Below are 17213 nucleotides of genomic sequence, written 5' to 3' on the forward strand. Positions count from 1 at the left end.
GACGATCACCCTCCCGGTGACACCATCAGGTATGCGCCCTCTTCAGATCGTCACCTCCGGGTTCGCGCTCGCAGCGATGACGCTTCTCATCGCCGGATGCGCGAGCGGCCCTGCATCCCCCGAACCGACGAGCAGCGCGGCGCCAGACGGCTCGGGTGCGTCATCGGCCCCGGTCGTGGAGGACGACATCGAGGCAGCGTGGCTCGACGACGGACGCATGGTCGGCATCGTGACCCTGGGCTCGTCCACGTGCATCCCGATCGTCGACGAGATCACCGGGGAAGGCCAGACTGTGAGAGTCTCTCTCGTCGACGCGCCTGCCGTGGAGGGATCCGAACCGATCTGCACCGCCGATCTCGCGCCGCGGGCCACCCTCGCCGCGCTGCCCGAGGGAGTCGACCCGACGAAGGACGTCGAACTCGTCGTGACGCTCGGCGACATCACCGACGACGTCGACCTCGATGGAAACCCGGGGCTCACCGGCGTCCCCGGTGAGACAACCACCTTCGAGCCCAGCGCCGGCTGGTTCGACGACGAGGGCGTCGTGCTGCTCACCTGGGGCTCGTCCACGTGCCCGCCGATCGTCGAGGACATCGACCAGCAGGTCACCGGAGCGACCATCTCGTTCGCGACACAGGACGGTGCCTGCACGATGGACATGGCCCCGCGCGCCACCGTCATCGGACTGAGCGGTGACATCGACGACGACGTTCCGTTCGCGCTCACGCTGACCGGCGGCGGTCTCGAAGCAAAGGTCGACGTCCTCGCCGGCTGACCCTCAGAGACCGTCGACCGGGTGCCCCTCCGGCAGTGCGAGCAGCAGCGCGTCGCGGGCGACGCGGCAACGGATGCGCACCGCGAGTCCGAACTCGTCGCCGTCGAGCTCGATCGCGGTCGGCTCGATCGGAGCAACTTCGGCGGTCTGCCCGCGCAGATACCGCACCGAGGCTTCCTTACCTCGGCGCTGGAGCACGAGGCGTCCGGCGCGGAACCGCCGCAGCACCGAGTTGTCCCACCAGATCTTGCGCCACACGCCCAGCCAGCCGAGAGGTCCGGTGGGCTGGATGATCGCGACGTCCATGACGCCGTCCGCGATCGAGGCGCCCGGGATCAGCGCTATGCCCGCCGGGAGCGTGCCGCAGTTCGCGAAGAGCACGCTGTGCACCTTCGTGGAGTGCAGGCGCGAGTCGTCCATCTGGTAGACGATGCTGAACGGCTTGGCGTTCGGCAGCGAGCGCGCAGCACCGTCGACGTACGCGACCCAGCCGACGGACTTCTTGAGGTCGGGGCGGGTGTTGGCGATCATGTCGGCGTCGAGCCCCATGCCCGCCAGCACCACAAACGCGTGCTCGACCGTCTCGCCGTCTTCGCGGGTGAGCTCGGCCCAGCCGATGTCGATCGGATGCCGGATGCCGCCGAGTGCGGCGCGGATCATGCGGCCGGGGTCCAGCAGCGGCAGACCGAGGTTGCGGGCGAGGAGATTCCCGGTACCGCTCGGGACGATCGCGAGGGGCACGTCGGTGCCGGCCATGGCCTCCGCCACCGCGCGCACCGTGCCGTCGCCACCGGCGACGAGCACCACATCGGCGCCCGCGGCGATCGCATCGCGCGTGGCCTGCTGCCCGGCATCCTCGATCGTCGTCGGATAGAACAGCGGCGGCGCCCACTCGGCGTCCTTCGAATGGCCGCGCAGGGACGCGCGCAGCCTCTTCTCGTCGACTTTGATGGGGTTGAAGACGAGGGCCGCCTGGCGCTGCAACGGTGTGGGCTTCGTCATGGCGTTCACTCTACGACGGTCGCGGATGCCAGCGCCTAAGCTTGAGGCATGATCGACCTCGCACTCCTCCGCGACCAGCCCGAGATCGTCCGCCGTTCCCAGGCGGCGCGCGGCCACGACGTCTCCACCGTCGACGCCGCGATCGAGGCCGATCGATCGCGGCGCGCCGCGCTCACGGCGTTCGAGGATCTCCGCGCCGAGCAGAACGCGTTCGGCAAGCAGGTCGCGAAGGCGCCCAAGGAGGAGAAGGCCGGGCTCGTCGCGCAGGCGAAGGAGCTCGCCGACCGCGTCAAGCAGGCGCAGCAGGCGTCGAACGCGGCAGCGGATGCCGCGGCATCCGCGCTGGCGCTCATCGAGAACGTCGTGATCGACGGTGTTCCCGCCGGTGGCGAGGCCGACTTCGTCGAGCTGCGCCGCGTCGGTGAGACGCCCGTGTTCTCCTTCGAGCCGCGCGACCACCTCGAGATCGGCGAGAAGCTCGGCGCGATCGACATGGAGCGCGGGGCGAAGGTATCCGGTGCGCGGTTCTACTTCCTCAAGGGGATCGGCGCCCGGCTCGAGATCGCGCTGATGAACCTCGCGCTCGACAAGGCGCTTCAGAACGGCTTCACGCCGATGATCGTCCCGACGCTCGTGCGCCCCGAGATCATGCAGGGCACCGGGTTCCTCGGCGAGCACGCCGATGAGGTCTACCACCTCGACAAGGGCGACGACCTCTACCTCGTCGGCACGAGCGAGGTCCCGCTCGCCGGTTACCACAAGGATGAGATCGTCGACCTTTCTGCAGGCCCCCTCCGCTACGCCGGGTGGTCGACGTGCTACCGCCGCGAGGCCGGCTCGTACGGCAAGGACACCCGCGGCATCATCCGCGTGCACCAGTTCAACAAGCTCGAGATGTTCGTTTACACGACACCCGAGGCGGCCGAGCAGGAGCACCTGCGCCTGGTCGCGCTGCAGGAGGAGATGCTGACCGCGCTCGGGCTGTCGTACCGGGTGATCGATGTCGCAGCGGGCGATCTGGGCTCGAGCGCCGCGCGCAAGTACGACATCGAGGCCTGGGTGCCCACGCAGGGAGCGTTCCGCGAGCTGACATCGACCTCCAACTGCACGACGTTCCAGGCGCGCCGGCTCGACATCCGTCACCGTGCCGAGGCCGGCGGGCGGACCGAGCACGTCGCGACGCTGAACGGCACGCTCGCCACCACCCGCTGGATCGTCGCACTGCTCGAGACTCACCAGCAGGAGGACGGCTCGGTGCGGGTGCCGGAGGTGCTGCGGCCGTATCTCGGCGGGCTCGAAGTGCTGGAGCCCGTGGCGTGACCTCCCCCTGGCTCGTCGGGCTCGACGTCGACGGCACGATCATCCTGCAGGACGAGACGATGAGCCCCGGCGTGCCCGAGGCGGTCGCACGCGTGCGGGATGCCGGGCACGTCGTGACCATCGCGACCGGACGCAGCTGGGCGGCCACCGAGCGCTGGGTGGATGAGCTGGGCATCACGGCCGAGTACGTGGTGTGCTCGAACGGCGCCGTCACGATGCGCCGTGTCGGTTCGGGAGAGAGCGGCGGTTGGGAGCGGTGGCACGTGGAGACCTTCGACCCGAGCGCGGTGCTCTCGCTGCTCACCGAGCGACTGCCGGAGGCCCACTACATGGTCGAGCTCGATGACGGCACCCGCCTGTTCACCGGCGAGCTGGCCGATTGGACTCTCGACGGCGGCCGCAAGGTGGCGATCGACGAGCTGGCCGGTGAGCCGGTATCGCGCGTCGTCGTGGTCTCGCCGGGCCACGACGAGGACGACTTCCACCGCATTGTGGCCGAGACTGGTCTCAACGAGGTCTCGTACGCGATCGGCTGGACGGCGTGGCTCGACATCGCCCCGCAGGGCGTCGACAAGGGCAGCGCCTTGGCGCGGGTGCACGCAGAGCTCGGAACGTCGGACGGTCACGTGCTCGTCGTCGGCGACGGCCGCAACGACGTCGGCATGTTCGAATGGGCGCGGGCACAGGGCGGTCGCGCGGTCGCGATGGGCCAGGCGCCGGACGAGGTCAAGGATGCTGCGACCGAGGTGACCGGCGACGTCGAGGCCGGCGGGCTCGCGCACGCCCTGGACTCGCTGCTGTAGCATCCAGGGCGTCCCCAGGTCAGGCCGAGATAATGAATGCGGCTAGACTCGACCACTGATCGGCGGATTTCGTCCGTCGATGGAGGGCTGTCCGAGCGGCCGATGGAGCTGGTCTTGAAAACCAGTGGGCAGAAATGTCTCGTGGGTTCGAATCCCACGCCCTCCGCAGATGTGAAAGGCACCGAGTGAGCGCGAAGATCCGTCGCCGGAAGACCGTGGCGCGCCACGGTCAACTGCGGACCCCGGGTCCGATCGGTCAGCTCCTGAAGATCGTCGGAATCGCCATGGCGGTCGTACTCGTCAGCGGCATGAGCGTCGCCGCCTTCGTGGCGAGCGACCTGCTCAACACGGCCACCGCCGACGCCGTGGAGCTCGAGGGGCAGAAGCCCGTACCGCCGGACCTCGGCGAGCTGAAGGGCGGCTTCAACCTGCTGCTCGTCGGCACGGACAACTGCGAGAGCGAGTATGCGCACCTGTTCGGGGAACGGTGCACGGGCGCGGACTCCGAGGGCACGCTCAACGACGTCAACATCCTCATGCACGTCTCCGAGGAGCCGCGCCGTGTCACGGCGGTCAGCTTCCCCCGCGACCTGATGCTCCCGATCCCGGAGTGCACGCGCGAGGACGGCAGTACGACGTATGCGATGAGCAAGCAGCCGCTCAACAGCGCGTACATGGATGCCGGGCTGAGCTGCGTCGCGAAGACGATCACCGAACTCACCGGGCAGGACATCCAGTTCGCGGCATCCGTCACGTTCGGCGGCGTCATCGAGATCACCGACGCCATCGGCGGCGTGGATGTGTGCCTCGCGAACCCGATCAAGGACCGGTACACCCGTCTCGATCTGGATGCCGGCACCCACACGGTGCAGGGCCTGGAGGCCCTGCAGTTCCTCCGCACGCGCCACGGTGTCGGCGACGGCAGCGACCTCGGCCGCATCGGCAACCAGCAGCAGTACATGTCGAGCCTCGCCCGCAAGCTCATCAGCGGCGAGGTGCTCGGCAACGTGCCGGTCATGCTGCGTCTGGCGCACACGGCGCTGAGCAACCTCGAGGCCAGCACGTCGCTGACGAACCCCACGACGCTCGTTCAGATCGGTCTGGCTGTCAAGGACGTGCCGTTCGAGGACATCGTGTTCCTGCAGTACCCGACCTTCGAGGACCCGGCCGACGCGAACAAGGTCGTGCCCGACTACGAGAGCGCGACGACCATGTGGGACGCGATCGAGGCGAACAAGCAGCTGCAGGTCACGCACCAGAACACGGCGAACGACGGCGTCGTGATCGAGGACCAGCCGTCGACCGAGACGGGCGGCGAGACCACGGCTCCGACACCGACCGACACGGCCACACCGACGGACGACGGCGTGGAGGCGCTGCCGGACAACATCAAGGGCAACTCGGCCGCACAGCAGACCTGCTCGAACGGCAACGTCCGCCAGTAGGCAGATCCGGATTCTGCGTCTGCACCGCGACCCGTTATGCTTGCTGAGTGCGTTCGACGCGTCGGGCGCCTGGAGACGTCGCATAGTCAGGCCTAGTGCACCACCCTGCTAAGGTGGAGTCCCCTCACGGGGACCGAGGGTTCAAATCCCTCCGTCTCCGCCAAAACCCCTGGTCAGAGGGCTAAATCCCGAGTCCGCTCAGACACATGTAACGGGTGCTCCAGCTTCGAGAACCAGTCCCGACACCCCGCGATCCGCCAGGTCCCACCCTGGGTGGTCTCGAACTCGCTGAAATCCAGCTGCCACACCTGGTTCGGCCCGGTCGGGGTTCTCGCGAACGCCGCCTTGCGGTCCTTCGCGAGCTGGCGGCGCTGCTTCTGGTACTCCGAGGGCAGGATCAGCCCGTCATCGCGCAGCAGCCGCAGCACGGTCGCCTGCGACACCCGGTGCCCGTCGTGCCGGGTCAGCGCCCAGATCTTCCGGTGACCCCACTCCGGCTTCGCCAGCGCATGCTTTGTCACCAGCGGCCGGGCGGCGTCCTTCGCCGGCTGCGGCCACGGACCCTTCGGCCTGGCGCCGACGCGAGCCTTCGCCTGCCAGCGGCGATACGACCGCTCGGGCATGCCGATCAGCTTCACGAACCTCGCGGTCGGCATGCCCGCATCCACGCGGATCACCTCGAGGTCCTCGAAGGGCCCAGCCGGCCCTCCGCGCTCTTCTTCCACACCCGGATCTCGACCGCGGCCTCACCGAGAGCCTGGGTCAGCTCCGCGACCTCGTCCTCAAGCTGCTGCTCCCGGGTCGATGGGCCGGACTTGCCCGCGACCAGCGCGGTCTTCCCGCCCTCGAGGAAGTCCAGCTTCCACCGCCCGACCGACTGCTCGGACACCTTCTCACGCCTCGCAGCCTCCGCGATCGTGATCTCATCAGCGAGGACGCTCAGCACGGTCCTCGTCTTCTTCTCCACCGGAATCTGAGGTGGTCTTCCCCTGTCGGACTCTCCGTTCATTACTCAACTAGCAGCCCTGCCACATAGTCTGACGCGCGACATCAGTACACCTAGGCCCCGATCTGCAGCCCGAGGGGAAGCATCGTGGAGTCGGCCGGACGGGTAAGGTATTGGATGCCGCGGGGCGAGAGCACCTGCTCGATGCCCGAGATCATCCCGCCAATAAGTCCGGCCTCGTTTCCGAGCGAGCTATGCGTGATGGAGAGGTCGCGGGTTGCCAGCGGTTGAGCCTGCTGGTACACAACACTCCGGATCTGCGAGAGCACGTCTTCGGTGCACTCGGTGACATCTCCTCCAATCACGATCCGGGCCGGATTGCAGAAGTTCACGAGGTCGGCGATCGCTCGCCCGAGCGTCGCGGCGGTCTCCCGCACGACACTCACGGTCGTGGCGTCGCCAAGCACGAGCCGACTGATGAGATCCTTTGACACGATGGGAGTGGCGAGCGCCTCCGACACGCGATCTGCCATGGCACCGACTGATGCGATCGCCTCGAGGCATCCGCGGTTCCCGCAGCTGCAGAGTACGTCGCTCATGTCTCGCATCTGTATGTGGCCGATGTCTGCGGCCGCCCCATCGGCCCCGTGTAACAGCAGACCGCTTTCACTGACGAATCCGGCGCCGACTCCGGTGCTGATGTTGATCATTAGCAGGGGAAGGTGGGCGCCCCCGTCGGCGCGCGCCTCGCCCAGTGCCATCAGGTTGACATCGTTGTCGACGATGACGTCGCAGACGAAGCGTTCCGCCATGTACTTGCAGACGCTGAAGCCGTCCCACCCCGGCATGAGCGGGGGGCGAACGGCAAAGCCGCGACGCGAATCGACCGGCCCGGGGAGTCCGACGGATATCGCCAAGGCATCGTCGGCGACGAGCGAGTTGGCGTGCAGCATCTCAACGAAGGCGTCGCAGATGGTGTCGAGCAGCACCGTGGGGCCCACTTCGACGTGCACACCGATGTCGCGCCGCTCGACGACCACCTTGTCCAAGGTGGTCAGCGCCAGGCGGGTGACCTCGATCGACACATCGGCCACCAGCACGACCCCCTTGGCTGCACTGATATTGAAAACTTGGGCGGGTCGGCCCCGGAGATTACCCCCGCCAAGACCGCCGACTTCAATGAGGCCATTCTCGAGCAAGACGGCGAGGTGCCCATCGATCGTCGACCGCGCGAGCCCCGTCACTCTTACGATCTCCCGTCGGCTTACCAGTCCGCCGTCTGCGATCATCCGAGCGATGACGCTGCGGGCGGCATGTGCATCGGGTGCGAGGTTGCGGTCCGGCTTTAGAAGCTGAACTTCTGTCCATAGTGTCCCCATTGGCGTAGCTTCAACCCTTCACTAGCCCCGAATTATGCCGAAAAGAAAATAATTCGGGCGCTTTTTTCTGTTTGCGACTCTATCTACAGTAGAAGCAGTCAGCAATAAGACAGTCACGGACGACTGCCGAACGAAAGAGGTCGACGATGACGCTCCGACTTGAGGTGAAAGGGCTCTCAAAGCACTTCCTCGGAGTCCAGGCATTGGACGACGTGAGCTTCGGTATCGAGCCCGGACAGGTAGTCGCTCTGATCGGTGAGAACGGAGCCGGGAAGTCCACGCTGATCCGAATACTTTCAGGTGCCCATGCTCCGGACGCCGGCGAGATCTTCGTCAACGGACGTCGCGCGACGATCAGCGGTCCCGCAGCCGCGGAAAACCTCGGCATTGCGACTGTCTACCAGGAGCTCAGCCTCTTCCCTGACCTCTCGGTCGCCGAGAACCTTCTCTTCGGGGCGTACCCCGGAAAGGGAATCATCAACTGGCGGGCGGCCAACAAGGAAGCTGCCGCGTTCCTGAGCGATCTCGGACTGGCCGTCGACGTCACCATGAAGGTGCGTCAGCTCGGCATCGCGGAGAAGCAGATGCTCGAGATCGCGAAGGCGCTGCACAGGCGGGCGCAGATCGTGATCCTCGACGAGCCCACGGCGGTTCTCGGCGGAGAGGACGTCGACCATCTTCTCGCGCTCGTCCACGGCCTCAAGGAGCGCGGGGTCAGCGTAATCTTCGTCTCGCACCGCCTTGAAGAGGTCTTCGGGCTCGCGGATCGCTACGTCGTGCTGAAGGACGGCAAGCTGACCGGAGCCGGAAAGATCTCCGAGACCGACCATGACGACCTCGTCTCGAAGATGGTCGGCCGGGACTTCACCCGGGCGCCTCGCGCGGTCAACCAGTCCTTCGGGGACGTGGCGCTGGAGGTGAAGAACCTCTCGCGCGCGGGCGTGCTGGATGATATCTCGTTCTCCGTCCGTTCGGGGGAGGTGCTGGGCATCGCGGGCCTGCGCGGCGCGGGACGCACCGAACTCGCGCGCGTTATCTACGGCGCGGATGCCATCACGAGCGGCACGGTCGCCGTTGCCGGCACCAAGACCACGATCAACAGTCCACTGCGGGCGATCCGTGCCGGAATCGGGCTGGTCCCGGAGGAACGGAAGAGCCAGGGCCTGTTCATCGCACTCTCCACAGCCGCCAACATCCCGATCGTGCGGATGCTCAAGCGCGGAGCCGTGCGGTCTCAGCCCGCGGCCGATCGCCGCACCGCGGCCGAGTACGTCACGAAGCTGCGCATCAAGGCCGGCGACGTCGGCGCGCCCGTCGGCACCCTGTCCGGGGGCAATCAGCAGAAGGTCGTGCTTGCGAAGTGGCTGGAGGCGGGGGCCGACGTGCTCATCCTCGATGAGCCGACACGCGGCATCGACATCGGTGCGAAGCAGGAGATCTACGAGCTCATCCAGACGCTCTGCGCGCAGGGTCGTGCGGTGATCGTCATCTCCTCGGAGCTGCCCGAGGTGCTTGCGCTGAGTCACCGGATCCTCGTGATGTATCACGGCGGGATCGCGGCCGAGCTCGACGGCGCGACCGCAACCGAAGAAGAGATCATGTTCCACGCAGTGGGAGGAAACCGATGAACACGTCTACCGCAGGCAACGGCGCCCTGAATACTTTGTCGATGAAGGTACGCGCAAACTGGCTCCCCATCGTGATCTTCATCGGGATCGTCGTGCTCGTCGCGATCTTCGTCCCGGCCTTCTTCCAGCCCAGCAACCTCCTGAACGTCGGCCGTCAGTCGGCCATCGTCGGGGTGATCGCGATCGGGATGACGTTCGTCATCCTGACCGGCGGGATCGACCTGAGCGTCGGATCGATCCTGGCGCTCTCGGGTGTCACGACCGCCATGCTGATCAACAACGGAATGGTCGTCCCCCTCGCCATGATCATCGCGTTGCTGGTCGGCCTCGGCGTCGGCATCCTGAACGGGATCGGCGTCGCGGTTCTGGGCATCCAACCCTTCATCATGACGTTGGCGACGATGGTCGCCATCCAGGGATTGTCGCTGCGGCTGACCAACGGCGGACCCCAGCAGTTCAGCAATGCGGCCGAGATCTTCCGGGTGATCGGCAGCGGAAACGTGCTCGGCATCCCTGGGCCCTTCCTTGTGTTCGTCATCGTCGCGATCGTCGGCATCCTGGTGCTCCGCTATCTCTCCTTCGGGCGCTACATCTACGCGATCGGCGGAAGCCTCGAGGCCGCACGCCTCTCGGGCGTACGCACCAAGCGCACGCTGGTCATGGCGTACGCGATCAGCGGCCTCTGCGCGGGGCTGGCCGGAGTGATGACGGCGTCACGACTCGGCGTCGGCGACCCCACCGCAGGCAGCCTTGCGAACCTCGACGCCATCACCGCGGTCGTCATCGGCGGGACGAGCCTGATGGGCGGCTCCGGCGGCGCTGTCGGGACGGTGTTCGGCGCTCTCCTGCTCGCGGTGCTTTCGAACGTCATGAACCTGATCGGCATCTCGCCCTTCGACCAGCAGATCGTCAAGGGCGTCGTCATCGTCATCGCCGTGCTGGTCGCGGTGCAGGCGACGAGGCGACGAATGAGCGAGAGGAAGGAGTCCGCGCCGAAATCGGGAGCGAAGCCGACCTCGCCCCAGTCCGGTTCAGACGACACGCGCGGCGCCATGGCAGGCACGTAGCGAAGCACTTCCCCGAGCCCCGGGCTCACGAGAAGATCCCCCACCACCGCCAAGAAGAAAGGTGCAACGATGCACGCCCTGAGAAACAACAGAGGAAGTCGGCTCGTCCTAGCGGCGGCCATCGGTTCCATCGCCCTGATGACCGCGGGTTGCACGTCGAGCGGGTCTGCAGAATCCACATCGGAGAACGAGGCGGTCGGTGACGAACTCGCTCCGAGCATCTATTGCGGCGAGGAGTGCCAGGAGCAGCTCGCGCTCGAGGCGGACCCCGCGTCGATCGACTGCTCGGTCGGCGTCTCGTGGAGCAGCGCCTCCTTCCCGTACGGCGCGAAGTCGACGCAGCAGATCCCCGAGTTCGCGGAAGCGTTCTTCCCGGGCATGGACGTCACCGTGAGCGACGGCCAGGGGGATTCCACGGTCCAGTCCGGTCAGGTCGACGACATGATCGCGCAGGGCATCGATGTGCTAATCATCTCCCCGCAGGACGCAGCGGCACTGGCCGGGGCCGTTGACCGAGCGACCGCCGCCGGCATCCAGGTGATCGCGGCCGATCGCGCCGTCGACACCGAGATATCGACCTACATCGGGTCCGACAACGTCGAGGCCGGAATCGTGAGCGGCGAGGCCATCGTCGCCGACTTCCCCGACGGCGCTAGCGTCGTCGAACTCGCGGGCAGCCTGGGCGCATCGCCGACGATCGATCGCGGTGACGGATTCCGCCAGGCCCTCGAGGGCTCGAACGTCGAGATCATCGCCACCCAGACGGCGAACTACGATCGCGCCGAAGGTCTGCAGGTGATGGAGGACTTCCTCCAGCGATACGGCTCCGGCGAGATCGACGCCGTCTTCACGCACAACGACCAGATGTCCTTCGGCGCCATCCAGGCCATCAAGGAGGCCGGTCGCGAGGGCGAGATCAAGGTCTACGGGATCGACGGAGAGTCGGGCGCCCTCGACCTCGTTCAGGCGGGGGAGTACGCGGCGACAGTCGGATACCCGCTCGTCGTGAAGGAGTCGGTCATCGCCGCCGCGAAGCTGTGCGCCGGCGAGCCCATCGACGAGCGCATCGTGCTCGATTCGACCCTCATCAACGCCGACAACGTCGAAGAGTACACGGGGCGCGCTCCCCAGTGATCGCGCCGGGGCCGGATGCGTCGGTGAGCGTCCGGCCCCCACACTTCTCCCTGAAAGGACACACGCAATGAAGATCTCCTACAACACCTGGGCCTACTCCAGCTTCTTCGTCTGGGTTCCGGCCTACACCCTCGACGAGACGATCAAGCGCATCGCGGGACTCGGCTACGACGGAATCGAGATCGGCGCCGCTGCGCCGCACGCCTATCCTCCGCACCTCGGCGCAGACCGGCGCAAGCAGGTGCGGGAACTCCTCGACGAGCACGGCCTCCAGCTCTCCAGCATGCTGCCCGCTCCGTCCGGGGGGCCCGGGAACAACCCCGCCTCGCCGTACATCGAAGAGCGCCGCGCGACGGTGGAACACTATAAGGAGCTCGCCGAGATTACCGCGCAGTGGGGCGGCAAGACCCTCATCTACCTGCCCGGCTGGATCATCTTCGGCACCACGCGTCGTCAGGCCTGGAAATGGAGCCGCGAGGTTCTCACCGAGGTCGCCGACGCGATCGCGCACACCGGGGTGACGCTCGTGATCGAGCCGACCTCGCACGATACCAACCTGTGCATGAGCGCCGACGACGCGATTGAGCTGATGGAAGACGTCGACCGCCCCAACGTGAAGCTCATGTTCGACACTTTCCACATCATGTACAACAAGGAGGTCTTGAGCGACTACGCCTACAAGATGGGCGAGAACCTCAAGCACATCCACATCTCCGACAACGACCGGCTTCCCCCCGGGTCTGGTGTGGGCGACTTCCCGTCCCTGATCGACGCACTGATCGATGTGAAGTTCGACGGGTTCCTGACGATGGAGACCGGATTCCACCGCCGTGGCATCGAGCCCGACGAAGACGCGCGCACCTCCATCGAGTACTTGCGTCCGCTCGTCGAGCAGAAGCTGGCAGCCCGCGCGAACCTAAGCGCGTAGTCCGGACGACGAAAGGCAGTTATGATGACCAGGTCGACGTTTCACCCCGACTTCGCCCTTCTCTTCCTGAATCCGCGGGAAGCCGCGACCATCGACGCGATCGTCGGCCACATCATCCCCTCCGAGGAGGGGTCGCCGGGGGCGCGGGAAGCCGGGGTCACGGAGTACATCGATCGTGCGTTGTCGGGGTTCATGCGCGACCTTCAGCCGGTCTACCGGGAGGGGCTCGCGGAGTTCGAGGCGTTCGCCGTGGAGACCGCGGGAGCCACATATCTCGACCTCGACGGCGAGCAGCAGCTCGCGGTCATCGCAGAGCTCGACGAGCTCAGCGGCGCTCGACCGGACGCCTTCCTCGGGCAGTTCTACCGCATCATCCGCGAACACACGGTGCAGGGGTTCTTCGGCGATCCGGCCTACGGCGGCAATCGTGACGTCGTGGGCTGGAAGCTGGTGGGCTTCCCCGGCGCGCAATGGGGGTATACGCCGGAGCAGATGCACCCCGGGGTGGACTCTACGAGCATCCCCATCCTCACCGTCAAGGATCTGTACTCCCGGATAGGAAGCATGAAATGAGAGCGGAATACGACGCGATCATCGTCGGAATGGGTTCGGCCGGAGGAATCATCGCCGAGCAGCTGACCAAGGCCGGTGCACACGTGCTGGCACTCGAGAAGGGTCCTGACTACACGCAGGAGGACTTCATGGTCAAGCAGGACGAACTGCGCTACTACCAGCGCGGGGCGATCGTGGCCGGCGTGAACGTCGATCCTGTTACGTGGCGTCCGAACGAATCGTCGACCGCGCGTGTGCTGCCCTGGTCGGCGGGCGCGCTCGGCACCGACGAGCCGCTCTACGGCCTGCCCTCGATCGGCACGGGGGGCGGGACCCTGCACTGGGGATGCGCCGCGTACCGGTTCCGCGAGGCGGATTTCCGGATGCGGTCGGCCATCGCGGAGAGGTTTGGGGAGGCCGCGCCGCCGGAGGGGTCCTCGCTCGCCGACTGGCCGATCAGCTATGCCGACCTCGAGCCCTACTACGAGCGGGTCGAGCAGGAGCAGGGCCTCTCCGGGCGGGCAGGGAACGTCGGGGGCGTGCTCCAGGAGGGCGGAAATCCCTTCGACCCGCCCCGTGAGCGCGATTACCCGATGCCGCCTGTCGCACAGGGACCGGGAGACGTGCCGTGGGTGGCGGCGACGGAGCGCCTCGGCTTGCATCCGTTCCGTCAGCCCCTCGCCATCAACTCCGAGGAGTATCGGGGTCGTCCTGCGTGCGTGAACTGCGGGTTCTGCCATGGCTTCCCGTGCCATGTGAAGGCGAAGTCCACGACACAGGTGACGTCGGTGCCCGCGGCCAAGGCCACGGGCAACCTCGAGCTCCGCGCGCGCAGCCGGGTGCTGCGCATCAACCGCTCTCCCGACGGGCGCGAAGTGCGCGGGGTGACCTACGTCGACGCGCTCGGCGAGACGCACGACGTGTTCTCGAACACCGTCGTGCTGACGGCGTACGCGCTCGAGAACGTTCGGCTGATGCTCATCTCCGGCATCAATTCGAACGGTCAGGTCGGTCAGCACTTCATGACACACAATTTCGGCTGGTTCACCTCGGTGCTGCCGGAGGTCACCAATCCGTTCATGGGGACGTTCAACGCGTCCAGCGCGATCGACGACTACACTTCCGAGCTCGTTCCCGACAACGACCTCGGTGTGCTGTGGGGATCGCCGATCATCAGCGTCACCGGTGACCTTCAGCCGATCGAGGCGTATCACAACATCAACCCGGGCGTCGCGAAGTTCGGCCTCGAGTTCAAGCACTGGATGCGCGACAAGTACCGTCACATGCACCGCATGTACTCGCAGACCACCAACTTCCCCTACGCGCGTCACTACGCGGACCTGGACCCGGTGGTCAAGGACCGCTGGGGTCAGCCGGCCCTGCGCATCACGCACGATTGGGAGGACCACGACGCGAACTCCGTGACTCTGATGGGTCGGTACAAGGAGCGCATCGCGAAGGAGATGGGCGCGACGGAGTACTGGATGGACTCGCCGAGGCCGCCGTACCACCTGTCTACCCACGACGTGGGTGTGCACCGCATGGGTCTCGACCCGGCGACATCGGTGACGAACGTGTACGGCGAGGTCCACGAGTGCCGCGGCCTGTTCGCCGTCGGCGGGGGCCAGTTCGTCAGCTACGGCGGATACAACCCGAACCAGACCGTGCAGGCACTCGCGTATCTGAGCGCCGAGGGTCTGCTCGCCTCGAACGGTGTCCGGCTCGCCAGCTCGACGCCGATGGTCGCATAGTGGGCGACCGCTTCAGCGGCCGGGTCGCGTTCGTGACGGGCGCGGGTCGTGGGCAGGGTCGCAGCCACGCGCTTCGGCTCGCCCGCGAAGGAGCGGATGTCGCGCTCGTCGACCTCGGAGGCGCCGGGGCGATCGATCACCCGCCCTATCCGACCGCGACGAGCGCCGACCTCGCCGCAGTGGCCGCGGAGGTGCGCGCGATCGGTCGCTCCGCCGAGGTCTTCGAGGTCGACGTGCGCGATCCCGCCGGGCTCCAAGCGGCCGCCGATGCCGCCGCCGAGAGGCTCGGCGGGATCGACCACCTCGTGGTGAACGCGGGCATCACGGACCGTTTCCACAACACGTGGGAGCTCCCCGTCGAGAACTGGCGCACGATGATCGACGTTACGCTGTCGGGGGCCTTCTACACCTGTCGTGCGGTCGTGCCCCATCTGCTGCAGAGGGCGGAGAACGCATCCATCGTCCTCATCGGCTCAGGGGTCGCGATCAAAGCAGTGCCCGGACTCAGCCACTATGTGGCGGCCAAAGCCGGTCTCGTGGGGCTGGCGGAAGCGCTCGCCGCGGAGCTCGGACCCTACGGCATCCGGTGCAACTCCGTTCACCCCGCCGGGGTCGACACGGACATGACGACCGCGATGGTCGAGCTGAACGGGATTCCGCGTGAGGAACTGCTGAGCGGGTTCCGCGAGCGACAGCTGATCGCGCGGAACGTCGAGATCGAGGACGTCACGGCAGCGGTCACCTGGTTGCTGTCGGACGAGGCACGCCGCGTCACCGGGCTCGCGATGACCGTCGACGCGGGAGAAACGAAGAAGTGAGCAGCTCCGTCGGAGCAGGAAAGGACGAGAACATGGCCATCAAGGACGTGTACCGAGTGGGCATCGTGGGACTGGAATTCGGTGCGGAGTTCATCCCCATCTACCAGCGGCACCCGAATGCCGAGATGTATGCCATCTGCCAGCGCACGCAATCGAAGCTCGACGAGGTCGGGGACCGGTACGGCGTGGAAGTCCGCTACACCGACTACGACCGGATGCTGGCCGACGCATCCATCGACATCATCCACATCAACACCCCGCTGCAGTTCCACGCCGACCATGTTGTCGCCGCTCTGGAGGCGGGCAAGCACGTCGGCTGCACCATTCCGATGGCGATCTCCGTCGAGGACTGCAAGCGCATCGTCGACGCCCAGCGTCGCACGGGCCTGACGTACATGATGATGGAGACGACGGTGTACAGCCGTGAGTTCCTCTTCGTCCAGGACCTCTATCGCTCGGGCGCGCTCGGCAAGCTCCAGTTCCTGCGCGCCTCGCACCACCAGGACATGACCGGGTGGCCGTCGTACTGGGACGGCATGCCGCCGATGTACAACGCGACGCACGCGATCAGCCCCACGCTCGCGCTCGGCCGCCACCAGGCCGAGTACGTCCAGGCGCTCGGATCGGGCTCGGTCTTCGAGCGGATGAAGTCCGCCTACGGCTCGCCGTTCGCGATCGAGTCGACCCACATCAAGTTCCTCGACGCCGATCTGGGCGCGGAGGTCACCCGGCATCTCTGGGCCGTCGCCCGGGAGTACCGGGAGAGCTTCGACGCGTACGGTGCGATCCGTTCCTTCGAGTGGTCGCAGACGGAGGACGGTTCGCACGTCGTCTACCTCGGCGAGCGTGCCGAGCGGATCGAGGTGCCCGACTTCGCGAGCCAGCTGCCCGCCGAGATCCAGTCGTTCACGACCGCGGGCGTCTACACCGATGAGGGCGAGTCGGAGCACCGGTCGTTCGTGCAGGGCGGCGGTCACGGGGGTTCGCACCCGCATCTCGCCCACGCGCTGCTCATGGCGGTCGCCGGCGAGGGGGAGACGTTCCCCAACGCGGTGCAGGCGGCGAACATCACGTGTGCGGGCATCCTGTCGCACGAGTCGGCCGTCAACGGTGGCCAGAAGACCTACCTGCCGGAGTGGACGCTGAGCGATCAGAAGCCGTTCGATGTACCTCTCGACGAGGGACGCGAGCCGGCCTGGGAGGGCGAGACCGAGCTCGTGCCCTCCTAGTAGTACTTGGTTACGTTGGCCCAGCTCGTTGGCAGTAGGGGCAGCATGACATGAGACGGATGATCGCGGTCTGGAGCTCGCGGAGGGTGCGTAGAAGCTCAGGCTGCCCCCGCCGCTTTTGGGTCGGCGGTGAGGCGCTGGGTCGTGATGAAGAGGTGCGCGGCGGTGACGAGGGCGACGTGGTGGTGCCAGCCGGGCCAGGTGCGGCCTTCGAAGTGGTCCAGGCCGAGGCCGTGCTTGAGTTCGCGGTAGTCGTGCTCGATGCGTCACCGGATCTTGCCGAGCCGGACCAGCTCGGCGATCGGTGTGTTCTCCGGGAGGGTGGAGAGCCAGTAGTCGGTCCGCCTCGTGATGAGGCGACGCGGGGGCAGCGGATCAGGTATGCGTGGGTCGAGGCTTCGAGGTGATCTCGCCGCGGACAGCCGCGGTGTTGCCC

The 17213-nt window shown here is 66.7% G+C and carries 16 protein-coding genes, 2 tRNA genes and 1 pseudogene; 14 read left to right on the forward strand and 5 right to left on the reverse strand.

Going from position 1 to position 17213, the window contains the following annotated elements; genetic code table 11:
- The first annotated feature begins 31 nt into the window (after positions 1-31).
- On the forward strand, positions 32-775 hold the full coding sequence (locus tag HWX58_RS08270) for a hypothetical protein (protein ID WP_175986880.1): 744 nt from the start codon (positions 32-34) through the stop codon (positions 773-775).
- Positions 776-778: 3 nt separating this feature from the next.
- Here the strand turns inward: HWX58_RS08270 and HWX58_RS08275 are convergent, their stop codons facing one another.
- A complete protein-coding gene (locus tag HWX58_RS08275; RefSeq protein ID WP_175986882.1) occupies positions 779-1777 on the reverse strand; it encodes a diacylglycerol/lipid kinase family protein in 999 nt (332 codons plus the stop codon).
- Positions 1778-1825: 48 nt separating this feature from the next.
- Here HWX58_RS08275 and serS point away from each other — a divergent pair, with 48 nt between their 5' ends.
- The 5 genes from serS to HWX58_RS08300 all read left to right on the forward strand — a co-directional run bounded on the left by serS (position 1826) and on the right by HWX58_RS08300 (position 5508).
- Positions 1826-3097, forward strand: coding sequence for a serine--tRNA ligase (serS, locus tag HWX58_RS08280; RefSeq protein WP_175986885.1), 1272 nt, complete (start codon positions 1826-1828; stop codon positions 3095-3097).
- On the forward strand, positions 3094-3900 hold the full coding sequence (locus HWX58_RS08285) for an HAD family hydrolase (RefSeq protein WP_175986887.1): 807 nt from the start codon (positions 3094-3096) through the stop codon (positions 3898-3900). Before serS ends, HWX58_RS08285 begins: the two co-directional genes overlap by 4 nt.
- An 81-nt stretch (positions 3901-3981) precedes the next feature.
- Positions 3982-4066: transfer RNA gene (locus HWX58_RS08290), tRNA-Ser, on the forward strand.
- Positions 4067-4085: 19 nt separating this feature from the next.
- Positions 4086-5345 carry an LCP family protein gene (locus tag HWX58_RS08295; RefSeq protein ID WP_250646156.1) on the forward strand — a complete coding sequence of 420 codons (1260 nt, stop codon included), beginning with the start codon at positions 4086-4088 and terminating at the stop codon, positions 5343-5345.
- Positions 5346-5416: 71 nt separating this feature from the next.
- Positions 5417-5508 (forward strand) — tRNA-Ser (locus HWX58_RS08300).
- 10 nt (positions 5509-5518) lie between these two features.
- Here HWX58_RS08300 and HWX58_RS08305 read toward each other — a convergent pair.
- From HWX58_RS08305 to HWX58_RS08315, 3 genes are all read right to left on the reverse strand, one after another.
- On the reverse strand, positions 5519-6001 hold the full coding sequence (locus HWX58_RS08305) for an IS3 family transposase (RefSeq protein WP_250646157.1): 483 nt from the start codon (positions 5999-6001) through the stop codon (positions 5519-5521).
- Positions 6002-6018: 17 nt separating this feature from the next.
- On the reverse strand, positions 6019-6312 hold the full coding sequence (locus HWX58_RS08310) for a transposase (protein ID WP_250646158.1): 294 nt from the start codon (positions 6310-6312) through the stop codon (positions 6019-6021).
- Between the two features lie 92 nt (positions 6313-6404).
- Positions 6405-7670: an ROK family transcriptional regulator gene (locus HWX58_RS08315; protein ID WP_175986892.1), complete on the reverse strand. Its 1266-nt coding sequence runs from the start codon at positions 7668-7670 to the stop codon at positions 6405-6407.
- A gap of 146 nt (positions 7671-7816) precedes the next feature.
- Here HWX58_RS08315 and HWX58_RS08320 point away from each other — a divergent pair, with 146 nt between their 5' ends.
- The 8 genes from HWX58_RS08320 (at position 7817) to HWX58_RS08355 (ending at position 16777) form a co-directional block, all read left to right on the forward strand.
- A complete protein-coding gene (locus HWX58_RS08320; RefSeq protein ID WP_175986894.1) occupies positions 7817-9298 on the forward strand; it encodes a sugar ABC transporter ATP-binding protein in 1482 nt (493 codons plus the stop codon).
- A gap of 41 nt (positions 9299-9339) precedes the next feature.
- Entirely contained in the window at positions 9340-10365 is a 1026-nt protein-coding gene (locus HWX58_RS08325) for an ABC transporter permease (RefSeq protein WP_175986896.1), read from the forward strand.
- A 138-nt stretch (positions 10366-10503) separates the two neighbouring features.
- Positions 10504-11499, forward strand: coding sequence for a substrate-binding domain-containing protein (locus tag HWX58_RS08330; protein WP_175986899.1), 996 nt, complete (start codon positions 10504-10506; stop codon positions 11497-11499).
- A gap of 67 nt (positions 11500-11566) precedes the next feature.
- Positions 11567-12427: a sugar phosphate isomerase/epimerase family protein gene (locus HWX58_RS08335; RefSeq protein ID WP_175986901.1), complete on the forward strand. Its 861-nt coding sequence runs from the start codon at positions 11567-11569 to the stop codon at positions 12425-12427.
- A 24-nt stretch (positions 12428-12451) separates the two neighbouring features.
- A complete protein-coding gene (locus HWX58_RS08340; RefSeq protein WP_217702962.1) occupies positions 12452-13000 on the forward strand; it encodes a gluconate 2-dehydrogenase subunit 3 family protein in 549 nt (182 codons plus the stop codon).
- The gene (locus HWX58_RS08345; protein WP_175986905.1) at positions 12997-14730 is read left to right on the forward strand and encodes a GMC family oxidoreductase; all 1734 of its coding nucleotides are present in this window, start codon (positions 12997-12999) and stop codon (positions 14728-14730) included. Before HWX58_RS08340 ends, HWX58_RS08345 begins: the two co-directional genes overlap by 4 nt.
- Positions 14730-15548: an SDR family oxidoreductase gene (locus HWX58_RS08350; RefSeq protein WP_156242283.1), complete on the forward strand. Its 819-nt coding sequence runs from the start codon at positions 14730-14732 to the stop codon at positions 15546-15548. Before HWX58_RS08345 ends, HWX58_RS08350 begins: the two co-directional genes overlap by 1 nt.
- Positions 15545-16777 carry a Gfo/Idh/MocA family protein gene (locus HWX58_RS08355; protein WP_250646159.1) on the forward strand — a complete coding sequence of 411 codons (1233 nt, stop codon included), beginning with the start codon at positions 15545-15547 and terminating at the stop codon, positions 16775-16777. The genes HWX58_RS08350 and HWX58_RS08355 overlap by 4 nt, the downstream gene beginning before the upstream one ends.
- 98 nt (positions 16778-16875) lie before the next feature.
- Here HWX58_RS08355 and HWX58_RS08360 read toward each other — a convergent pair.
- Positions 16876-17118 (reverse strand): annotated as a pseudogene (locus HWX58_RS08360) (IS701 family transposase); the annotation flags it as partial.
- Positions 17119-17213 lie beyond the last annotated feature (95 nt).

Origin of the sequence: Microbacterium tenebrionis (genome assembly GCF_903645325.1) — a bacterium.
Lineage (GTDB): Bacteria > Actinomycetota > Actinomycetes > Actinomycetales > Microbacteriaceae > Microbacterium > Microbacterium tenebrionis.

What these genes read in the sequence shown, in the direction of transcription:
- HWX58_RS08340 (WP_217702962.1), top strand. Translation starts at nt 12,452, where the DNA reads ATGACCAGGTCGACGTTTCACCCCGACTTCGCCCTTCTCTTCCTGAAT.
- HWX58_RS08275 (WP_175986882.1), bottom strand. Translation starts at nt 1,777, where the DNA reads ATGACGAAGCCCACACCGTTGCAGCGCCAGGCGGCCCTCGTCTTCAAC.
- serS (WP_175986885.1), top strand. Translation starts at nt 1,826, where the DNA reads ATGATCGACCTCGCACTCCTCCGCGACCAGCCCGAGATCGTCCGCCGT.
- HWX58_RS08325 (WP_175986896.1), top strand. Translation starts at nt 9,340, where the DNA reads ATGAAGGTACGCGCAAACTGGCTCCCCATCGTGATCTTCATCGGGATC.
- HWX58_RS08270 (WP_175986880.1), top strand. Translation starts at nt 32, where the DNA reads ATGCGCCCTCTTCAGATCGTCACCTCCGGGTTCGCGCTCGCAGCGATG.
- HWX58_RS08315 (WP_175986892.1), bottom strand. Translation starts at nt 7,670, where the DNA reads ATGGGGACACTATGGACAGAAGTTCAGCTTCTAAAGCCGGACCGCAAC.
- HWX58_RS08330 (WP_175986899.1), top strand. Translation starts at nt 10,504, where the DNA reads ATGACCGCGGGTTGCACGTCGAGCGGGTCTGCAGAATCCACATCGGAG.
- HWX58_RS08335 (WP_175986901.1), top strand. Translation starts at nt 11,567, where the DNA reads ATGAAGATCTCCTACAACACCTGGGCCTACTCCAGCTTCTTCGTCTGG.
- HWX58_RS08345 (WP_175986905.1), top strand. Translation starts at nt 12,997, where the DNA reads ATGAGAGCGGAATACGACGCGATCATCGTCGGAATGGGTTCGGCCGGA.
- HWX58_RS08305 (WP_250646157.1), bottom strand. Translation starts at nt 6,001, where the DNA reads ATGCCGACCGCGAGGTTCGTGAAGCTGATCGGCATGCCCGAGCGGTCG.
- HWX58_RS08320 (WP_175986894.1), top strand. Translation starts at nt 7,817, where the DNA reads ATGACGCTCCGACTTGAGGTGAAAGGGCTCTCAAAGCACTTCCTCGGA.